19 protein-coding genes and 1 tRNA gene are annotated in these 21741 nt (G+C 37.8%); 9 read left to right on the top strand and 11 right to left on the bottom strand.

What is annotated here, in order from left to right; all coding sequences use genetic code 11:
- The first annotated feature begins 17 nt into the window (after positions 1-17).
- A complete protein-coding gene (locus tag IM793_RS05595) occupies positions 18-299 on the top strand; it encodes a hypothetical protein (protein WP_193420112.1) in 282 nt (93 codons plus the stop codon).
- 207 nt (positions 300-506) lie between these two features.
- On the opposite strand, the gene IM793_RS05590 is transcribed toward IM793_RS05595, so the two are convergent.
- The 7 genes from IM793_RS05590 to IM793_RS05560 all read right to left on the bottom strand — a co-directional run bounded on the left by IM793_RS05590 (position 507) and on the right by IM793_RS05560 (position 5245).
- Positions 507-668, bottom strand: a complete 162-nt coding sequence (locus tag IM793_RS05590; RefSeq protein ID WP_193420111.1) for a hypothetical protein — start codon at positions 666-668, stop codon at positions 507-509.
- Between the two features lie 106 nt (positions 669-774).
- Positions 775-1782, bottom strand: a complete 1008-nt coding sequence (locus tag IM793_RS05585) for a serine protease (protein WP_193420110.1) — start codon at positions 1780-1782, stop codon at positions 775-777.
- 519 nt (positions 1783-2301) lie between these two features.
- A complete protein-coding gene (locus tag IM793_RS05580; RefSeq protein ID WP_132404136.1) occupies positions 2302-2847 on the bottom strand; it encodes a hypothetical protein in 546 nt (181 codons plus the stop codon).
- A gap of 77 nt (positions 2848-2924) precedes the next feature.
- On the bottom strand, positions 2925-3443 hold the full coding sequence (locus IM793_RS05575) for a hypothetical protein (protein WP_132404133.1): 519 nt from the start codon (positions 3441-3443) through the stop codon (positions 2925-2927).
- Between the two features lie 192 nt (positions 3444-3635).
- Positions 3636-3896, bottom strand: a complete 261-nt coding sequence (locus tag IM793_RS05570; RefSeq protein ID WP_132404130.1) for a hypothetical protein — start codon at positions 3894-3896, stop codon at positions 3636-3638.
- A gap of 28 nt (positions 3897-3924) precedes the next feature.
- Positions 3925-4854, bottom strand: coding sequence for a hypothetical protein (locus IM793_RS05565; protein ID WP_132404127.1), 930 nt, complete (start codon positions 4852-4854; stop codon positions 3925-3927).
- Positions 4855-5171: 317 nt separating this feature from the next.
- Positions 5172-5245, bottom strand: a tRNA-Ile gene (locus tag IM793_RS05560).
- A 227-nt stretch (positions 5246-5472) separates the two neighbouring features.
- Between IM793_RS05560 and IM793_RS05555 the strand changes: the two genes are divergently transcribed.
- Entirely contained in the window at positions 5473-7566 is a 2094-nt protein-coding gene (locus IM793_RS05555) for an HRDC domain-containing protein (RefSeq protein ID WP_193420109.1), read from the top strand.
- A 74-nt stretch (positions 7567-7640) separates the two neighbouring features.
- Complete coding sequence (locus IM793_RS05550) at positions 7641-8909, top strand: Hsp70 family protein (protein ID WP_193420108.1); 1269 nt, start codon at positions 7641-7643, stop codon at positions 8907-8909.
- Between the two features lie 1126 nt (positions 8910-10035).
- On the opposite strand, the gene IM793_RS05545 is transcribed toward IM793_RS05550, so the two are convergent.
- The 3 genes from IM793_RS05545 to IM793_RS05535 all read right to left on the bottom strand — a co-directional run bounded on the left by IM793_RS05545 (position 10036) and on the right by IM793_RS05535 (position 11496).
- Positions 10036-10812 carry an AraC family transcriptional regulator gene (locus IM793_RS05545; protein WP_193420107.1) on the bottom strand — a complete coding sequence of 259 codons (777 nt, stop codon included), beginning with the start codon at positions 10810-10812 and terminating at the stop codon, positions 10036-10038.
- A 293-nt stretch (positions 10813-11105) separates the two neighbouring features.
- Positions 11106-11303, bottom strand: coding sequence for a cold-shock protein (locus IM793_RS05540; RefSeq protein ID WP_121286571.1), 198 nt, complete (start codon positions 11301-11303; stop codon positions 11106-11108).
- A gap of 4 nt (positions 11304-11307) precedes the next feature.
- Positions 11308-11496: a cold-shock protein gene (locus IM793_RS05535; RefSeq protein WP_193420106.1), complete on the bottom strand. Its 189-nt coding sequence runs from the start codon at positions 11494-11496 to the stop codon at positions 11308-11310.
- Between the two features lie 810 nt (positions 11497-12306).
- On the opposite strand from IM793_RS05535, the gene IM793_RS05530 reads away from it, so the two are divergent.
- The 3 genes from IM793_RS05530 to IM793_RS05520 all read left to right on the top strand — a co-directional run bounded on the left by IM793_RS05530 (position 12307) and on the right by IM793_RS05520 (position 16516).
- Entirely contained in the window at positions 12307-15018 is a 2712-nt protein-coding gene (locus IM793_RS05530) for a PQQ-dependent sugar dehydrogenase (RefSeq protein ID WP_193420105.1), read from the top strand.
- A 533-nt stretch (positions 15019-15551) separates the two neighbouring features.
- On the top strand, positions 15552-16187 hold the full coding sequence (locus tag IM793_RS05525) for an HAD family phosphatase (RefSeq protein ID WP_193420104.1): 636 nt from the start codon (positions 15552-15554) through the stop codon (positions 16185-16187).
- An 8-nt stretch (positions 16188-16195) separates the two neighbouring features.
- Positions 16196-16516, top strand: coding sequence for a DUF962 domain-containing protein (locus tag IM793_RS05520; RefSeq protein WP_193420103.1), 321 nt, complete (start codon positions 16196-16198; stop codon positions 16514-16516).
- 438 nt (positions 16517-16954) lie between these two features.
- On the opposite strand, the gene IM793_RS05515 is transcribed toward IM793_RS05520, so the two are convergent.
- The gene (locus tag IM793_RS05515) at positions 16955-18139 is read right to left on the bottom strand and encodes a proline dehydrogenase family protein (RefSeq protein ID WP_193420102.1); all 1185 of its coding nucleotides are present in this window, start codon (positions 18137-18139) and stop codon (positions 16955-16957) included.
- Positions 18140-18232: 93 nt separating this feature from the next.
- On the opposite strand from IM793_RS05515, the gene IM793_RS05510 reads away from it, so the two are divergent.
- The 3 genes from IM793_RS05510 to IM793_RS05500 are packed head-to-tail and all read left to right on the top strand — an operon-like array spanning position 18233 to position 20461.
- On the top strand, positions 18233-18439 hold the full coding sequence (locus tag IM793_RS05510; protein ID WP_025142770.1) for an RNA-binding S4 domain-containing protein: 207 nt from the start codon (positions 18233-18235) through the stop codon (positions 18437-18439).
- Positions 18439-19497, top strand: coding sequence for a 3-dehydroquinate synthase (gene aroB / locus IM793_RS05505; RefSeq protein WP_193420101.1), 1059 nt, complete (start codon positions 18439-18441; stop codon positions 19495-19497). The genes IM793_RS05510 and aroB overlap by 1 nt, the downstream gene beginning before the upstream one ends.
- Before the next feature lies 1 nt (position 19498).
- A complete protein-coding gene (locus IM793_RS05500; protein ID WP_193420100.1) occupies positions 19499-20461 on the top strand; it encodes a sterol desaturase family protein in 963 nt (320 codons plus the stop codon).
- The last annotated feature ends 1280 nt before the right edge of the window (positions 20462-21741 follow it).

Raw genomic sequence — 21741 nt, 5'->3', positions numbered from 1 at the left:
TTGTTCAGCATGAAAACATGAAAAATAGCTATAAAATTTTATTAGGAGGAATATTACTTTTTGGCATCATCACTTGGTCCACTTTAAGCTTAAGTTATGATGCCGACGGCGCAGACCAATACGGTTTTCCTTTAAAATTTTACACTAAAGTTAGTGGATACAATTTGGCAACACAACAGGGCAGTACGAGTACAGATTTCGACTTTTTAGCACTTCTGGCAGATGTTGCATTTGCTTTTGCAGGAAGTTATATCGTTTTTAAATTAATTAAAAATTTCAATAGAAATGCCAATGTCTAAACGCAATAAATTTGAATAACTAAACGGAAACTTAATTCTTTATCCAGATTATGGCAATCTTAAAGGATTTGTAATCATTGGCATAGTAGCCATTCTATTTTGTTATGCACTTTATAGCATAAATGTTAGCCATCATCATTAGCACTACCAAAATGTATTACGCTTTCATTGGTGCTTCCAAGTGCTACATAAGCCTGGTAAGAAAGCTTAAATGCCAAAGATGCTTTTTATACTATCATTTCCCGATGTAGCATATTGTTGCTTCAACTTGTTGATATACGATTTATCCTCATATAGCTTAACTGTAAGTTGGGCTGTTGCTGTTAAACTATAGCCCAACAGCAATAGGATAAAAATTGGTAATCTCATTAGTATAGGTTTTTCCTTGGTATTCAAAGATGTCAATTTTGGCAGACATCTGAAATACCCTGTATTTAGGAGGCTGCAGCTTACCTTGGTTAAATCTGCCGATTTATCATAATTCGCCCCTTATAAATGGGCTTACTTTGTTCTTGTCTACTTCGGATAAACCATTATAAAATTCTGTTAAGACAGCTTTAATATAGGATATTTTTACTGCTCTTATGATTTTAGGAGCACCTTCCTTATCGCTTCCTCTCACCATAATTCCCAATAATTGCCCCGATGAATTAAATACGCCCCCTCCGCTCATTCCACCTATCGATTGCGCTTCTATAAAGAATTCGGCACTCGCATTATACGGGATATCTCCTTCGACATCGCCTGCAATCTTCAATTTTTGGATTGCTTCCGCTGCTTCTTTATCGGATAATATTTTTCCATAAGCTACTGCTCCGTTAGGGTAGTTGATATCATCCTGAGGATAACCAACTGCAATGACTTTTTCGCCTGCCACAGCGGTATTCCATGTTTGGGTTGCTTTTGTCCTATGCTCGGGATCGTATAGTTGCAATGGTTCAGACGTTTTAACAAGTTCAGGGTATTTCGGAAAAGGACCTTGCGGAGTTCGTTGATTATCAATTATTCCTAGATAAAAATCTTCTGCCGGCAGTATGGTCGTATTAGTGGCACCGGAAGAAATATCAAAATGAATGAAGGGGAAATCTGCCACCAGTGTATTACCTAAATCGATACCTCCACTAGTCGGAGGAATTTGCGATGATTCAAAAATGCCCATGTTTTCGGACGATAAGTCAAAGAATTTGGCGTTTCGGGAATTCCATCCGGATATGTTATAAACATGGTTGGCGCTTATATAAAGTCCCAAACCATAATCGTTTTTTCTACTCCAAATTGTTTTTGATCCGGGGCCACGTCTTCCAACGCTTCCCCGTACCTTATTTAGTAGGTTGATCAGATTTTGATCATTTCCGTTCAAAATATCTTCAATTTTCGGAACGGTTTGCTCGCTTTTTGGAACAACCGGGTTATTTCGTTTACATGATTGGACTGCTATTCCAACACTTATTAATAAAACTGTCAATACTGTTTTTGCTTGCATATTATTTTGAGCTTAGGTAATAGTATTTAATATTTTAAGTTAACTCCCGCTAATTGGGCATTTGGTGTCTGTCACGACTATGAAATAATTATTTTTTTTAAAAACTAATTTGTCACACATGAAGAAGGTGTCCTTGAGAACATCCTCCCGGCCGCTATTTATACGATTAAATTGTTGAAAACGCTACATTGAACTCAGCCTTTTTTGTTTCGTCCGATCCGATAAAGAAATAACATCCAAACTCCGAATCCGACAATAAAAGCTGGCAGGGATTTTTCATAGTGGTACCCGCCATAAATGCTCCGGTAGCAATAATGCAAGTCAGGAAAAATAAGACAATTGTTTCTTGACTACATAGTGATTGGTGTCAATAAACTTCCTTTGGTCTTTGTGATGGACACAAATTTTTACATTATAAGTACCATCTGTTTTTTTGTGGTGTTCAAACACCTTGGCGCTAACGGTTGCCATAATTCTAAATGTTAGCACGTAAAATCTCGTAACCTATTTTTAACGTTTTTACGTGAAGTTCAACAATAAATTATGTAAAACCCGCTTCAAAGGGGAGAATTTGAAGCATAGTTGCTGACGGTAATCATCGATGCCTTTGGAGACAATAAGCAGATTTTCTGCTGTCTGATAATAAGTTATAAATGAATTTTCTAAAAGCTTATGATCACACTCCTTAATCTTAGATGCAACTGTTTTTCTTTGCCGATCGGCATTAGATAATACCAGGGTTTCTATTTGTCTTGCGTGACGTTCGGCTTGTTCTCTATCATCTTGCTCGTGGTAAACCCGAATTGAAGTATTTAAAAGCTTCCAATCTCCCACTTCAATGAAAAAATCCTTGAACTTCAATAGGTACTGCCATTGGGTTTTATCTTCATCAAAGCTTAGGTCATTTGATTCACCAAAATGACTTTTCATTACGGAATACAAAACAAATGGCTGTATCTCTGGCCTATGGACGTAAGCATATTGAATAATACCTATTCCTGAAGTCGGTAATTCTTCATGACATAATTGCAAATCTTTTAAACTTTTTATTGATTCTGGTTTCATATAAACTAGGGAATGGTTATTGCCAATTCTCAGGCACTACTCTAAAATGGAAAGACTGAATTGGTTCTTTTATCCAATTAAGTACCGGTAGATTTGTTTTGTTTAACTTGTGACATGAAGAACTCAAAATCATTGTCCCAACTTTTAAACCCCTCATCGAGATGATCATTGTCTTTGACATGTCTAAGTGCTAAAAAATACATAAACCCCTTAAAAAAACTTTCAAGCTTATTTGATAGCTTTCCAAACGTATTACAAAAATCTACCGCTATTTTACTTTGGGTTTCTGATTTTGTATTTAAGCAATTATGCCAAAAACCATGAACTAACAAGTTTCGTTGCTTTAGGTAGGTATCCATTTCATCATTTATAGAAAATTGTGGATTAAGTTTTAAAAGACCAAAAATTTGCCCTAACATCATTCGAGCATTTTTTGATTTTTTAGAGGCGTTGTAAAATTCTTCTGAGGTAATTCCATGAAAAACTTTATCATATTCTACCAGATATTTCAACAATTCCCCCGTTATAAATTCAACTCTTTGGGCCGACACTAAAGCCATACCTATTCTAGAATAAACAAAGTTTTCGTTTATCATTTTCTATATTTTTTAACTTATAAAATAAATCGCATATCATATCTTATACAAAATTTGCGTGATGGGGTTTTTCCTGCCCGCAATGTAAAGGCGGAGATATAAATATCCACTATTAGAACGTATTCCGAAATGTCGTTCTTCAGAAAATTTCAGTTGTTTAGTCGCGTAAGCCAGGATTGAAATACAACATTCTTACTCAAAGCCTGTTTCTATATATTTATGCGTATTTTCATCTTTTAACTTTTTAGCCCAGAATAACTCTAATCTCCCTATAGTAATTGGATTTTTATAATCGTTTGTGATGGCAATTATATTGGTATCAGGCGCTCCTGCATTTATTGCCAGTTCGGATGATAACTTAAATCTATCTCGCCTAAATTCCCATATTTTAATGCCGAATAACCCTGTAGAAAGTAGTGATCCCCAAATTGCTAATATTGTTGTAATTGTCATAATTTAAAGTATTTTATTTATACTCATCTTAGTGATCTTTATTAAAGACCCATTCATCCCATTCTTCAGGAGTTCTACTAATATTTCTAGTATGTGTTAAAAATACTCCTTGATTATACTTTTTATCCTGCCAACAAATTTCTATCACCTTCTTTACATTGCCCTTTTTGATTTCTATCCCTCTTGGACGATAAATCAAACCTTTTCTTATAGTTTGGGGATTATCCAACGTCAAGTAAAAAACTAAGCTATTTATTATCATCTTAACCACCATTAAGGTGGTACCTCTAATTATGAAACTTGGAGCAATGTAGTTGTGAGTTTGAATTGTTCCCTCCGCAGCATCAATATATAGTCCCCAACCCTCTGGAAAAGGTTGGTCATTATAAAGGATATCAACGTAGATATCTTTCATGTCGCATTCAATCTTTTTATCACCACTGTAGATTTGTTTAGAGGCTATATACGAACATGCTGTTTTCAACATCCATTTTTCTAAGTTTTCACCACAAAAAATAGAAATATCATTAACTGGTTTTTCAATATTTAACTCCTTCTCATACTTATTAAACGTTTTGTGGAATTTACCCATTTCAGTATCAAAAGGTGACAGTAGAGAGTTGTGACGAACACACAGAACATTCGCAACTAAACCTGCTTTAGGCATGATTTTTACTTCCTCAGGTTTACCGTATGGAGGTCCTTTTATTTTTACGACTTTGGCATTACCTAAATTATCTAAAATGTAGTTTGATATTAAATGTTCTTTAGAAATTTTAGTGCTACAATCATTTGTTTTATTTGCGTAACAACCCTTGTGTGTATATCCAGTGATTGGATTCTCTCCAACTAACTTTATAGGTTTCTTATTCCAACTATTCCCGTCTAAGCAACAAAATTTAGCTTTCAATCCACTATCACAAGGGCATAAATCATAAGGAGAAAAGGCGTTATTCATGTTCTAATATACATAAATAATGTATATCTATATAGGCAAGTTCCCTCCATTTTTTATGTAGATGCCGCAAAGAATTAATTTCTCAACAGCTTCAAATATGCAGTGATTACCCTTTGCAGTGTTTAGGCGGCCAATTTTAAACGGTTTTAAGATTAATGTTTATAGCTTCTTCCCCACTTTTTCCGAAATACCCAAACATGGTTACAATGTGACGAATAAAAAGAGAAATAATTGGTTCGATCTTCCCAGAAAAATTGAGTTTCGACGGAGAGCAACAAAAAACCCCTCTAAGTCATCCTTAAAGGGGTTTAAAGCAGTGGGCCCACCTGGGCTCGAACCAGGGACCAAAAGATTATGAGTCTTCTACTCTAACCAGCTGAGCTATAGGCCCGGAAAAAAAGGTATTCCTTTTTTGCGAGTGCAATGTTACAAATTTGAATTGAAATTAGGAAAATGTTTTCACCCTTTTTTCATAAAAAGAAAGAATACAAACTCATTTTCAAGCGCTTAATTTTAATTTTCATTTTACAGCGCCTCGTTTCTCATTAAAAAATGTTGATAAAACGCCTGCTCACCTGTCCTCAAATCAATTTCGAATAGGTTAATTTTGTAATTGATATGAATACGCCCGACCCGGACAACCAACTTCTTCTCGATTTTTTAGCCACCACCAATCAGCCTGTTTTTTTAACAGGTAAAGCCGGAACCGGTAAAACTACCCTGCTACGCAAGATTAGGGATACCACAAAAAAGAATTTCGCCATTGTTGCACCTACCGCTGTTGCGGCAATAAATGCTGGTGGCGTAACGCTCCATTCCTTTTTTCAAATTCCGTTCGGTCCCCTGGTTCCGGTTGTTGATGAAAACGCTGAAACCAATTTTAAATATTCAGACGAAAAAACAAGGCTCTTACGTTGCCTTGATTTATTGATCATTGATGAGATTAGTATGGTTAGGGTTGATCTGATTGATTTTGTCGACCGTACTTTAAAGCGTGTTAAAGGCTCTAACCGTCCTTTTGGTGGCGTTCAGGTGTTAATGATCGGCGATCTTTACCAGCTCTCTCCTATTTTTCACGATGCCTGGCATATTCTGGGCAGTTATTATTCCAGCCCCTACTTTTTCGATAGCCTCATTTTCAGGTCTACGCCAATGCTTACGTTCACTTTAGATAAAGTTTACCGTCAATCAGACCCCGTATTTCTTGACATTTTGAACGGGATGCGGGAAAACAGTCTCAATGCCAGCCTTCTTGCCAAACTGAATGAGCGTTACGATCCGTCTTTAGATCAGGAATGGAAAGATGATTACATTACGCTCACCACACATAACCAATTGGTTAATGAAATTAACCAGGGCTGTTTACAAAAATTGCCCGGAGAAATTTTCGAATTCAATGCAGATGTAAGTGGCGATTTCCCTAAAGATGCCTACCCTACCGACGAAAAACTTCAGCTAAAGCTGGGTGCACAGGTCATCTTTATCAAAAATGATTCTTCAGGTAAAAAGCAATTCTACAATGGAAAAGCGGCAAAAGTTACCGCAATCAGTCAGGATTCGATAAAAGTAACTTTCACCAACGATGGCAGGGAAATCGAAGTAGAAAAAGAAATCTGGCAAAATGTTAAATATAGCCTGAGCAACGAAGAAAATAAAATCGACGAAACCAGTACCGGATCCTTCTCGCAATACCCATTTAAACTAGCCTGGGCCATTACCGTGCACAAAAGCCAGGGATTAACCTTCGACCAGGCAATAGTTGATGTGAGCACCGCATTTACCCACGGACAGGCTTACGTAGCATTAAGCCGTTGCAGAAGCCTGGAAGGACTGATCCTGAAATCGCCTGTGGTTTCCGAAAATATCATTACCGATGCTAAAGTAATCAGTTTCACAAAAGCTGCTCATCAGGATAAACCTACCGCTGATCTGCTGGCACGTTATACGCAGCAATATGCCTGGGGATTGATTCATGAGCTTCTGGATTTTTCGCTGATTGCAAAAGATTGGGAGAAACTCGGGCGCTCCAAACTGATCGACAAAGACGAGAAGAATGCTTTTTTATCTATTTACGAACAGGGAAACCAGATCTTTCAACACGAGATCTTTAAAGTAGCCAGAAATTTCATTACAAAGGAATTCTCGAAAATAAGCACCAATGAAAATCCTGCAAATGAAAGTGCTTTTATGGAACGTTTGCAGAAAGCCTCAGATTATTTTATTCCAAAACTTGAACAACTCATTACTTTAATGGCAAGAATTGTGGCCATCAACTTTTATAATGATACGCACTCTGACAAATTACTTACAGTTTTAAACGACTGTAAAGATGCATTCCAGATCAAGCTGGCTTTATTTAAAATTTCGTGGAACCCCTTTTCGATCAAAGATTATATCAATACCTTGCACGCCGCTGGCAATAAACAACCCGAGAAAAAACCGGTTAAATCCAGCATCAAGCCAAAAGAGATTTCCAATCCTCAGGTATATAAAAACCTGGTCGAATGGCGCAAAACAATCGCGCAGCAACGTGGCACTCAGGATTATGCGGTACTGTCTGATTTAGCATTACTTTCTATTGCCGAAAAAATGCCCAGAACTACCGACCAACTTGCGGCACTTAAAAGCGTAGGCATTGGCAATGCAAAAGAACTGGGCCAGCAAATTACGCGTATTGTAAACGCCCATTTAGGTACAAGTGAATTATTTTAAAAATTTTAGTTCTTAACACAATTTTTTAATACTTTCGCAACCCCATTTTAGCGCCAACCACAGCATAACACACCATGAGCAAGTTTTTATACGGAATCGATTTTGGAACAACCAATTCGGCACTTTCTATTTATGATGAAGAAAAGAAGGAAATTGTAGACACGATTTCTATCCCTTCATTGATTTATTTTACAGAAGTAAAAAGTCTTGTTGATGGCGAAAGCCATATCGTTGGCGACAAAGCAATAGATGCTTATTTAAGTGACAACATGAAAGGTCGCTTCATCAAATCTATCAAACAAATCCTCTCAAGAACTACTTTTACCGAAACCCGTATCCATAATAAAAGATATACAGCTTCTGATCTTGTCACTTTAATTCTAAAAGATTTAAAAGCGAAGGCCGATCAGATTGTTGGTGAAGACTGCCGCAAGGCAATTATCGGGCGCCCGGTTTTCTTTGATGATGATAATACCATGAAAGATACACTGGCGCAAACCAGGTTAAAAAAAGCTGCTGAAAACGCTGGCTTTACTGACGTGCGTTTTCAATTCGAACCTATTGGGGCAGCCTTTGCCTACGAAAAAACAATTAAGAAAAAAGAACGGGTTTTAGTAGCCGATTTAGGTGGAGGTACAACAGATTTCACCTACCTGATCCTCGATCCGGATAAAGTTGGCAGCAAAGACCGTAAAAATGATATGATTGCCTCTGGTGGTATTTATATTGGTGGCGATAGTCTCGATTCTGCATTTATGTGGGATAAAGGCACACCATATTTTGGAAAAAATACCATGTACGAGGCCACACCAGGCAAGGTTTTAAATGTTCCAAAATCACTTTTTGCCAATATCTGTACCTGGGATAAAATGAACTTTTTTAACGGTTTAAAAATCCAGAAAGAGATTGAGGAATATTATTATTATTCAGGAAACGATCCGAAATTCAAAAACCTGATCACCCTGATCGAAAATAACCTGGGTTATTCTTTGTTCAGATCGATCGAGAAAACAAAAATCGAACTTTCTGATCAACCTGTTTCTACCTTCGCCTACAGCAATATGGAGATCGAGATTGACGAAAATATTTCACTTAAGCAGTACAATTCGATTATCGAAAAAGACATCAATAAAATCAATGCTTACCTGGATCAGTTTATGGAAACATACAAAATCAACTCAGAAGACATTGACTGTTTGTTTTTAACCGGAGGAACATCAATGGTTTCAGCCGTGCAAAACCTGTTTAAAACTAAATTCCCTCATATTCCGTTAAACTCTGGCGACAATTTTAAAAGTGTAGCTAAAGGATTGGCCTACAGCGGTTATTTGTTTGAGGATTAATGATCACATTGTCTATTCCTGGCTATAGCGAAGAATCTGTAACATAGCTCCGTCAAAGGCAAGGAAAGGATTAAATCTCAAAAAGATGTCACCTTGAGGGATAATTTATTTTATAAAAATCAATATGATTGACAGAGAGTTCTATTGCTATGTTCTGGGGAGGAATCGTCATCCGATAGCTATCGGATGCGAGAAGGCTTTTTCAGCCGACGAAGCAATCTTACAACGATCGCTAACAGCGTGCGCTTTAAGATTGCTTCGTGCCTCGCAATGACGACATTTTTTGGGAGTCTGTCAATGGTAGCGTAGTCAAAGGGCATTTATTTAAGTTTTATCAATCTTCTGCCATGGTCTGTGTTCCCACAGACCATTTTATATTTCTGCCTATGAGGACGGAAGAGAAATACTGATTGCATCCGGAGCGCAATGCCTGTACAAAACATTCAGTCACTTCCCGTCTTTCGCTTTTACGCTTCGCTGCCTCGTACCTCGTTGCTGCAGGGTAACACTCCAACCGGGGCTAGGTGGCAACAGCAGCATTTCATTTGCTGGGTTGCAGGGTGCAAAAACCCTTTGTTCATAAACCCGATTGTAATGTAAAGCCCGCAGCGCAGCGAGGACTTGAAATAAAAAGCGGGGCTGCAAACCGCCAAAAACCACAGCACCTGTATTTCCTGATACCTGCGATATTATCTATTACTTGTTTTCGACTATTGCAATTCCAAATATCTCCCCCGAAGGGTCGTCAATCTGTGGTTATCTGTGTGAATCTATGGTTAAAAACCTTAAATTAATGACATTTGGGTAGCGCTCCAACCGGGATAAACCCACAAATTACCAGATTATATTTTATTTTAGCCATGAAAAATGAGGCTAACGCATACTGTAAACGCTAAAATACAATTACGTAACATTTTTAGGAATATTTTCCTTGCTTTAGATTAAGATTTTATAATTTAGCTGACGTAAAATTGGTGCGGCTGATAAAATAGATGCAGTAAGCAAAGCTTTACGCGTTAGGCGCGAAAACAATTAATGTGGTGAGGTCTGGAATACCTGTTTTCTTGAAGAGATGAAATCAAGCAGATGAAATTTCTTTGGCAGACGCACCAATTTTTCATTCAATTTAGGCCAGGCGGCTGAATTGCAATACCGACATACCTCTGTGACGTTTAAAACTCTTATTAAAATTAGTGGTTTGTTCGAAACCCAATAGTTCAGCTATTTCATCAATCGTGTATTCACTATGGATCAATAATTCTTCCGCTTCGCGCATAATGCGATCTTTAATAAGCACCGTCAGGCTCTTTCCAAGCACTCTATCTAAAAATTTATTTAGCTTGCCAGCGCTCATTCCCATACCTTCTGCATAAAATCGGATGGATCTTTCCTGCCTGAAAAATTGTTCTAAAATTGCCCTGAATCTCAATACCTGCTGTAAATCATCTAAAGTTAAGGCAGCAAGATAGCCACTTAAACCAGCTGTATAACCTAGAAATAAAGACAAATACTGTGCTAAAAAAGGTATATCTTTTTTAACATTAATTTCTCTCTTTAGCTGATCAAGTAAACTATAAGTTTTAGTCAATTTGTGCGAATCGAGATCCCTGAAGGATAAATTTAAAAAGAGGTTCTTAGCCTGAGGATCTAAATGCTGAAGTAAAAATTCTGCATATAGTAAACTACTAAAACTTAGCCAATAACCTGAAGTAATCTCTCCATCAAGCCTAACAAGGCCTTCTTCCGGAATAAAAAAAATCCTACCTTTTAACAAGGCGTAATCGCCGGAATTCATGCATAAAAAGCCATTTCCTTCACGCACAATTAATATACGCATAGGGTATATTGCCTGCAACGCACGTTCTTTTTTAAAAAAACCGTTAATTGGCTCTAGTTGTATCATAAAAATTTAAGAATAAACAACTGTAAGATCAAATTTATCAGATTTGGTTACAGGCCGCTAAAATAAATTATTATAATGATAAATGCCTCCAGAAATACAGATTAAGAATCAAATCTAAAAAGCATCAATCTTTCGATTCCGTATTTAAATTAAATCCATTTATTAAACGATGAGATCCAGCCCCTTCTCCTGGCATTATTATTACATGATGTGCATCAATATCATATAGTTATCCTGAAAATGACGCAAAACAACAAATGCAATCGGATGCAAAGATATTCTACAGTATCTATCTATGCTGATAACACAATTACCTTAGTGGCTTCGATGCCATCCGGTGTAAATTCAATATCAAATTGAACTATATTATTTGGTTTTATGGGATCGACTACACCATGAGCAAAAACACTCACTTCTCTTCCTCCATTTGATGGTGTAATACTTCCAACACCTTCTTTTTGATTATAAAACTTTACCGTGCCTAACCTCATAGAACTATTGAATCAGTTTTACATTAACGGCATTAGGGCCTTTTTTCCCTTGCGCTATTTCGAACTCAACCCGGTTATTCTGACTTATTTTATCAATTAAACCTGTAACGTGAACAAAAACTTCGTCTCCGTCTTCTGTCACAATGAAACCAAATCCTTTAGATTCATTATAAAATTTTACTGTTCCCTGCATTTTTATTTAGATTTTACTCAATAAACATACAAAAAACCAAAAGGTTTAGCTATTATATAAAATTCTGGATTTGATCAATAGACCAAGCAATAAATATTGATGATTTCATGCTAACCATAAAAAGGCCGCATACAAATAAATAAAGCCAAGGGAAGCATTAGAAACTTTCTTATCTTATTATCACGCATTTAGCGCCAATAATTAAGAGTTGAATTAAAAAAACCATACAACAGCCATATTCTGCCAATATTCAAAGTCTAGATTGGCAACGAGCTGTTATCAAAATTTATCAGTCCATATGCTAAGTTTCCTGGATAATAAAGGATTGGAAAAATACCAGAAAATAGATCCGGGCTTTATTGAATACCAGTTTTTTTTCGAATGATCAAAATAACCCCCCATAGAGAAATTTTCTCCCTGAAAAAGTATTTGAAAATTGAACTAACCCTTTTTTTCGCTAAAAATCACAAAGAAAACACTAAAACCACCTAAAAGGGAAACTATTCCAAGAATCAAATTTAATTTATCGTTCATAACGTAATTTACAGATTAAAATGGCAATGACAATAGGCTGACAAAAAATAATTTCAAAAACAACTTATGGTTGTACGATTTAAACCTAAACTTCAGCATACAGATGCTGTTACGTAAAGTTTGTGATAGGAGCTGATGTTTATCAGATGATGAATTCAAAGCAAGTATGGCAGTCCATAACAAATCTATTCTGCTATTTTTCGCATAAATTTTGATACAATACCTCAGGCTATAAAACTATCTCCTATATTTATTAAAAATCAGTCAACTAAATAAATGAAAACAACTTTTACCCTATTGTTATCTGCCATTGCCTTTGTACTTATATCGGCAACAACACTGAACAAACACATATACGAAAGCAAAACTTTCGATTTTTTCACAAAACATAAAATAGACACACCAGACCAGGACCGCTTTGTGAAGGTTACCCTTGCGCAGGGAGAATTTACAGAACCTACCGAAATGGCGGTGCTTCCAAACCTGGATATTTTGGTTGCCCAACGTAGAGGTGAAATATTGATTTATAAAAATCAGACTAAAAAAATTAAAGAGGCAGGCAAACTCGATGTTTATTTTAAAAGCAATACCCCTTATGTAAATGCAGAAGAAGGTTTATTGGGTATGGCCGCAGATCCAAAATTTGCGGTAAATAAATACATTTATCTTTTTTACAGTCCATTTGATAAATCTGTAAACCGATTATCCAGATTTAAATTGGTTAACGATCAGATTGTAAAAGAATCGGAGAAAATTGTGCTCGAATTCTATTCTCAGCGCGAAATATGCTGTCATACCGGAGGATCTATTGCTTTTGGATCAGATAACCTGTTATATGTATCAACAGGCGATAACTCCACCCCATTTGATGCGCCAAAACAACAATATGTAAACAAAGGCTATGCCCCGCTCGACAACAGAAAGGGATTTGAACAATACGACTCCAGGAGATCGGCCGGTAATACGAACGATTTAAGGGGGAAAATACTTAGAATCAAGGTAAATGAAGATGGTACCTACAGTATTCCGGACGGTAACCTTTTCCCTAAAGACAATCCGAAAACCAAGCCTGAAATTTATGTAATGGGAAATAGAAACCCTTACCGCATTTCTGTCGATCAGAAAACCAACTTTTTATACTGGGGCGAGGTTGGACCTGATGCACCAGACGATGACGATTTAAGAGGCCCCAGAGGTTATGATGAAGTAAACCAGGCACGAAAAGCGGGTAATTTTGGCTGGCCTTTATTTATAGGCAATAACTACCCATACAAGGCTTACGATTATACCAATGGTGCAAACGGAAATGCATTTGATCCGGCAAAACCGATCAATAATTCGCCAAACAACACGGGTTTGGAGCAACTGCCGCCGGCACAACCTGCTTATATCTGGTATCCTTACGGCGAATCGAAAGAATTTCCACAGGTTGGTGCAGGTGGCCGAACAGCGATGGCCGGTCCGGTGTACTATGCCTCAGCAAATTCACCTTACCCAGCCTATTATAACGGAAAGCTGATTATTTATGAATGGGTACGTGGATGGGTTAAAGCAGTAACCATGAATGCACAAGGTGATTACCTGAGTATGGAGCCCTTTATGGCTAACGTTTCTTTAGCAGCACCTATTGACATGGAATTGGGTCCAGATGGAAAATTGTATATCCTGGAGTACGGCAAAGGCTGGTTTACTAAAAACCCTGATGCTGCAATTACCAGAATTGATTACCTGAAAGGCAACCGTCCACCATTAGTTGAAAGCCTGAATATTGCAAAAACAAGTGGTTTATTGCCTTATAAAATGACAGCAACGGTTACTGCTAAAGATCCGGATGGCGATCCTTTAACCTATGTATGGAACCTGGGAAAAGGCATTACCAAAACCACCACTGCGCCAACCCTACAGTATACCTTCGCTAAAGCAGGCGAATATCAGGTAAGTGTTACCGTAATAGATAATAGTAAAACTTCAACGAAAAGTCAGGTGATATCGGTTTTTGCAGGTAATGAACATCCTGTTGTAAATATAGATTTAACAGGTAACAAAAGTTTTTACTTTCCTAATAAACCAGTTGATTATAAAGTTTTAGTAAGCGATAAAGGTGCTAAAGTGAACAACAGCCGTATATATATTTCAAATACGTATACAGAAGGAACCGATCTAGCTGGCGCAGAACTGGGGCACCAGCAGGCAGCACAAACCATGATTGGTAAAGCACTAATGTTGAAATCTGATTGTAGCACCTGCCATAAAGAATCAGCTGTTTCTATTGGGCCAGCTTTTGATAAAATTGCAGCAAAATATAAAAATGACCCTAAAGCGGTTGATTACCTGGCTTCAAAAGTGATTGGCGGTAGCCATGGCGTGTGGGGAGAAGTACCAATGCCGGCACACACCGCGATGAAAGAAGCTGAAGTGAAAAAAATCACAGCGTGGATTATGACTTTAGGCAATAAAGAAGCAGTTAAAGCTTCACTTCCAACTGCGGGCAAAATCATTCCGCCTGCTGCTACTGATAAGAAGAAATCTGTTTTAACTTTAAAGGCAACTTATACCGATGCAGGAAGTACAGCATTAAAAAAACCATTAACCACAACAAAAGTAACCACCCTGAGAAGTAATGTAATTGATGCGGACGATATCAAAGATTTTAGGGGGTTTGAGCGAAAAGATATTTACGGCGGTGAAAAACTCATTCTCACTAAGGATAACGGCTGGATAGCCATTAAAAATGTTGATTTAACGGGTATTTCAGGTTTTAGTTATTCATTCTTAAACCTCGATCCCGGATCAGATGGAGAAATCGAAATCAGATTGGATGATAGTAAAGGCATGATGATCGGAAAATCCACTTTTAGAAAAAGTGATCCAATCAATATGATTTCGGATGGAAAAACCCATGATATTTATTTCGTATTTAAGGTGATAAAAACAGGCGATAAAAAGAGCCGGGCCATTATCCAATCGATTACGGTAGAACCTAAATAAATGACCTTGACGTCATTCCCACACAAGCCTATTGTGGACGCATCTTTTGGTTTGTTTTTTTTATACGTTTTGCAAGCTTGCTTCAATAAATCACAGGTTTTACCGAAGAACGCCGTCAATCCTAGGGGCCGGGGAATCAAAAAAACAGGTGCACAACAGTAAAAATGGCAGTAACAAACCTGAAACGCAGTGGTTTTGTGTTCATAACCGATGATTTAATTTTAAAAAATATTGAACACAAAACGAAGTGCCGCTGTTTTTTTGATGCGCGTGAGATTGTGCAAAAGGCTCATTGCTGGATTGACAAAGCGCTTTGGGTACTTTGGCGCTCCAAAGTACCATGCCCCGCGGCATAGAGCGATAGAAGAATGTTATAATTAATTGTGTCCACACGATAGCTCACAGGCGGGAATGACGCAACTATAAATAACCCGGCAATTAAGCACTTCTGGATTTTTATTGTAAAAATTGCTGATTTCATACCCTTCATTAATTCAGCAATAATATCTTTGCAGGAAATCCTGATGATTGCTATGCAAAACATTAAAAACATTATTTTCGATTACGGAAACGTAATATTTGATATCGATTTCAGAATTGCTCAGGCTTCTTTTCAAAAATTGGGCATTACAGATATCGAAAATTTCTTTGCGCACAAAGCGCACAACCAGCTATTTGATGACTTTGAAACTGGTGCCATTTCTCCGGCCGAATTTAGGACAGGAATTAGAAATGCCGCAGGCAAACCTGAATTAACCGACCAGCAGATTGACGAGGCATGGAATAGCCTGTTAATTGGAACGATACAAGAAAACCACGATTTACTGCTTGAAGTAAAAGAAAAATACCGTACTTTTTTGTTAAGCAACAATAATGAAATCCACTACGACTGGATTATCAATTACCTGAAAACAACATTCCAGATTAATAATTACGATGCTTATTTTGAGAAAGCTTACTTCTCGCAACACATGAAACTGCGTAAACCCAACACCAATATTTTTGAGCAGGTGTTAAAAGAAAACAACCTCAATCCGGCCGAAACATTATTTATCGACGATAGTCCACAACATATAGAAGGCGCTAAAAAAGTGGGATTAAACGCCTTATTAATGACCGAAAAACCAACTCAATTGGGTACTTTTCTAAAAGCAAACGGAATTTTGTAAATAAATATATGTCAGAAAAAAAGTTTAAGTCGCTAAAAGAATTCTACCCTTTTTACTTATCAGAGCATAAGAATACCACATCGCGTATCTTACATTTTATTGGTACTGGTTTGGTTTGCCTGGCTTTTTTTACAGGTTTTCTTTTTCACAACTGGCATTTCTTTTTAGCAATTCCTGTATTGGGTTATGGTTTTGCATGGGTTGGGCACTTCTTTTTCGAGAAAAACAAACCTGCTACTTTTCAATATCCGGGCTATAGTTTAGTGAGCGATTTTATCCTGTTCTACGATCTGTTATCAGGCAAACAATCTTTTGTGGTAAAGAAATAGTTTTCAAGAGCTAAAAATAACCTTTCAATTTAACTCAAGCTATCGGATGAAGCGGCATCCTTTTTGGCTGTCACCCTGAGCGAAGTCGAAGGGCAACCAAAAAGATATAGCGCAAAGCGAGGCTGCATGTCCCGAATGACTACAGCAAGATCATTTCCAAAAAAACGACCTATTATAAGAGATAATTGTGGTGGTGATAAAAGAAAAATCCTCATCTCTACTGAAGTGTAGTCGAGATCCTTCGACTACGCTACCATAGCACGGTCGTCATTCCCGCGCACGCGGGAATCTTAAAGCGCCAGCATTACGATTCCCAATCAAGTTGGGAATGACGATTTATCGCGACTTATCAAGCTCTAAAATCCCGCCGTCATTCATATCGATTTTTATGAAAAAAGTTGAAAATTGAAATAACGACTCTGCTAGCCAAAAACTAAACTACAGTTTCCTTCTTTTTAATTCTCTTTCAATCAAGCCAAGTTCACGGCCTGTTTGTCCGGCTACTGAAGTATTTTCCTGTGCTCTTCTGAACAAATAAGGCATTACCGCTTTAATCGGTCCGTAAGGAACATATTTTGCTACATTATAGTTAGAATCTGCAAGATTAAAACTTAAGTTATCACTCATCCCCAATAACTGGGCAAAATATACATGAGGATGATTGTGCGTTATATTTTTTTCCTCTAAAAGATAAGTCAGTAAGCGGCTGCTATCTTCATTATGCGTTCCGGCAACTATGGCAATCTCTTCAATATGATCAATACAATAACGTAAAGATTCGTTATAATCGCGGTCAGATGCTTCTTTATCCGGCTGAATTGGCGAAGGATATCCCATTTCCAAAGCGCGTTTACGCTCCTTTTCCATATAAGCACCACGTACCATTTTTACACCCAAAATAAAACCATCTGCTTTGGCTATTAAATGGTCAGCTTTCATATCCGCTAATTTATCATGACGATACATTTGGTAAGTATTGTACACAATAATCCGTTCACGGTTAAATTTACGCATCATATCCAGCGCCAACTCATCAATGGTATCCTGAATCCATGTTTCTTCAGCATCAATCATGATTGGCACAGCTTTATCGAAAGCCGTTTTGCAGATCATTTCGCAACGCAATTTTACTTTTTCGTATTCTGCCTGTTCTGCTGCAGTTAAAACTTCTTTGGCATCTAGTTTCTGCAAGAGTGCAAAACGGCCGATACCGGTTATTTTGAAAACTGTAATCGGAATTTTGGTATCGCCATCGGCACGTACGATAGTACGGATAATTTCGGCACAGGTTTCGTCAAAAACCTGTTCTTCTTCTTCTCCTTCTACCGAATAATCTAAAATGGTACCTACCCCGCCTTTATCCAATTGCTCAATAGCTTTATTACATTCTGCAATGGTTTCACCACCACAAAACTGCTGAAAAATGGTCGTTTTAATCGCCCCCTGAATCGGCACACCGATATTTAAAAAGAAGTTTGTAATGGCCGGACCAACTTTGGTGAGGAAATTACTCCCAATCATTTTAAAAAGCCAGTATGCTTTTTTAAGCTCATGGTTAGATTTTTGACGGAAAGCGATTTCAGTATTGTCGAAATTGGGTTGTTTTTTGGTGGATAAATCCATTTTTACTATATAATAAGTCAGATTGGTGCAAAATTATAAAAAGCATTGGTTGTTAAAACTAAAAACCTCTAAATAATCGTATTTTTGCATAAAATGATACAATTCAAATTAGAAGGCGAATTTATTCCATTAATCCAACTGCTAAAAGCAACAGGCTTGGTTGGAACCGGTGGTGATGCACAGGCTGCTGTGATGGACGGTTTGGTAAAATGCAACGGCGAAGTAGAATTCCGCAAACGCTATAAAGTCAGGGTTGGCGACATCATCACTTTTGAACAAGATAAAATCGAAGTAATTTAATGGAAACCTTAACGAGCGCAGGCCATTCGCTTTATTTCGAAAGCAATTTAGACGCCTTAAAAACACTTTTAGAAAGCAACAAGTACAGCAAAGTTTTTGTACTTGCTGATGAGCATACCAGCGAAATCTGTTTACCGCTTTTCCAGTCGCTTTTAGATGATTTTTCTGAATTTGACCTGATTGAAACTTCGGCAGGCGAAGAAAATAAAAATATCGATTTCTGTATCGGCATTTGGAAAACCTTACTGGATTTTGAAGCCGACCGCAAAAGTTTAATGATCAATCTTGGCGGTGGTGTAATTACCGATATGGGTGGCTTTATTGCCTCTACCTATAAAAGAGGTATTGATTTTATCAATGTACCCACTACCCTTCTATCACAGGTTGATGCTTCGGTAGGCGGCAAAACAGGAATCGATATTGACAATGTAAAAAACATGGTGGGTACCTTTACCTTGCCACAAATGGTTTTTATCGAAACTGCATTCTTAAAAACATTGCCGGAGCGCGAGCTTTTATCAGGTTTTGCCGAAATGATCAAACATGGTTTGATTTATGACAAGTCTTATTACGAAAAGTTAAAAGCCAGTAATTACCTTACTCCTGCTGCAGAAGACATTTACCGATCGGTTGAAATTAAAAACGAAGTGGTTACCATCGATCCGCATGAGAGAAACTTACGGAAGATTTTAAACTTCGGCCATACCATTGGTCACGCTGTGGAAGGCTACTCGCTGGCAAATGACGAAAATCCATTAACACACGGTGAGGCCATTGCTATTGGTTTTGTGTGCGAGGCAGCATTATCAATCAAAAACAGTACGTTAAGCAAGGAAGAACTGAAGGATATTAGTGGCTATATTCTGTCTCTGTATCCTAAGTACCATATTAAAAAAGAAAGTTTCGATACACTTTTGGAACTGATGCAAAGTGATAAAAAGAATGAAGATGGAAATATTCTCTTTTCACTTTTAGAAACAACAGGTAAATGCACGTTTAACTGCCGTGTAAGTACAGCTGATATTTTAAGCAGTTTAGACTACTATAACAGCTTATAAAATGAATTTTACCGGAAGTGATATTTCTGTTGTTGGCCTGTTTGGTTTCGTAATCTTCTTAACCTTGGTTGAAATGTATTTTAGCTATGCGCACGACAGAAAATTATATACCAAACGCGATACCTGGACCAACATCTACCTGATGACGGCAGCCGTTGTGATTAATTTAGGCACTAAAACATTTACTTTTTTCTTGTTGGCCTATTGCTATCAATTCCGTTTATTCCAGATTTCTAATATTTGGGTATATTGGATTGTGCTCATTTTAGCGCAGGATTTTTTATACTGGTTTTTGCACACCGTTGGCCATTATGTACGCTTTTTCTGGGCGATGCATGTTACCCATCATTCATCTGAACACTTTAACTTAACCACCGGTTTCCGTTCAACTGTTTTTGAGCCTTTGTACCGGGTTTTCTTTTATCTTCCGCTGGCATTTATGGGCTTTACTGCAGTTGATATTCTTTTTGCCTATCTGGTTACCCAAATTTACGGCAATCTGGTTCACACCCAATACAACATCAAATTCCCGAAATGGTACGAGTATATTTTCGTAACCCCATCCCATCACCGGGTACACCACGCCAGCAATGTGCGCTATCTGGATAAAAACATGGGCATGGTATTGATTCTTTGGGACAGGTGGTTTGGCACTTTCCAGGAAGAATTGCCTGAAGATGTAGTGAAATACGGTCTAACAACACAACCTACTGATACAGGGCCAGTAAACATTATTTTTCATGAGTTTAAGGCTTTAACTGCAGATGTTAAAAAGGCACCAAACTTTATGGATAAGGTTAAATACATTTTCAATCCACCGGGATGGAGCCATGACGGAAGCACTAAAATTGCTAAAATTATGCAGCAGGAATTACGTGAAGAGGAAAAGAGAAAATACGAAGAACTGCAACACCAAAAAGTAAAGGGACTTAACGATCGGGGAGAGCTAAGTTCTACAGGATAAAAAATTAAGCTAAAGGTCTGTGTATCCACACGGACCTTTTTCGTGATATGCTTTAGCTATTGTTTTTTAACCACAGATGCACACAGATAAACACAGATGATGTTTTTGTATGCTAAAATTTGTGATTCTGGGGGCTAATTAATTCATAAAAATCAATATAAATGACAGTATTAATCTACGCGTAAAAATCCTCTCGAAGCAAAATCTGTCTGGATAGATCTCTTCGCGTTGCTCCGGTCGAGATGACGACGATTCTATTGAGTCTGTCAATGGTAGGAGTTAGAATTCTTCCAATACATCGGAGGGCTTGTGACAGCTATACAAGAGGCGTCATTTCGACCGCAGTGGAGAACCCGAAGGCTCTGCGAAGCAAAATCTTTTAACAACGCTCCTTCCGTAGCGTTAAGCATAGCATCTCTATAGGTATAAAAATAAATTGAGTTTATAGACTCAATTAAAAAGAGTCACAGACTCTTTTCTACTATTAATCCGTAGCGCCCCTCGAAACACTACGGGCAGAAACTAGCAAATTTCATTTCTGTTGCCTGTACCAATTACGAAGATCTTTTTTTGCCCGCTTCACCATAATTTTTTATATTAGGTTAATCAAAAGCGATGATAACCCAAATCAATCCGTCTGATTAAAGATCCCCTAAAAAAATATTCCAAGTCCACCTTTACGCCACATTTACCCCACGTTTATGCCACCTTCCGGCCAGGCTTGCCTTACACCTGCTTGCGCACTGCTTAACCCTAGCTTTGGTTGAGTGATGCCCCCATTGGAGATCAGATAGACCAAAGATTTGACTCGCTTGAGATCGGCGGGCTAACAATAGCTAAATAAAAGGTAAAGGGAAAGTTATCTTAAGGTATTGTTGGTGTATAACTGTGTCGGAGCAGCCCGGTTAAAGAAACAATAAATGGCTGCCCGGATTTTTATCCTGCCCTGTTCGTAGCGTTAAGCATAGCATCTCTATGGATACAAGAATAAATTGAGTGTATAAACTCAATTAAATGAGTCACTGACTTTTTTCTATTATTAATCCGTAGCGCCCTTTGCAACGCTACAGACAGACACGGGGATACCGTCATTTTGAGCGGACACTATAGCTAGCTATCGGATTGTAGCGCAGTCGAGAACCCGAAGGCTCTGCGAAACGAAGTCTGCCAGAATAGATCACTCCACTTCGCTTTGCTCCGGTCGAGATGACGACGGTTTTATTGATTCTATCAATGGTAGATGCTTCGTACCCTAGCATGACAACTTATCTGTGTTTATC

The organism is Pedobacter sp. MR2016-19 (genome assembly GCF_014947265.1).
Taxonomy (GTDB): domain Bacteria; phylum Bacteroidota; class Bacteroidia; order Sphingobacteriales; family Sphingobacteriaceae; genus Pedobacter.
This window is presented reverse-complemented; position numbering and strand designations above follow the sequence as displayed.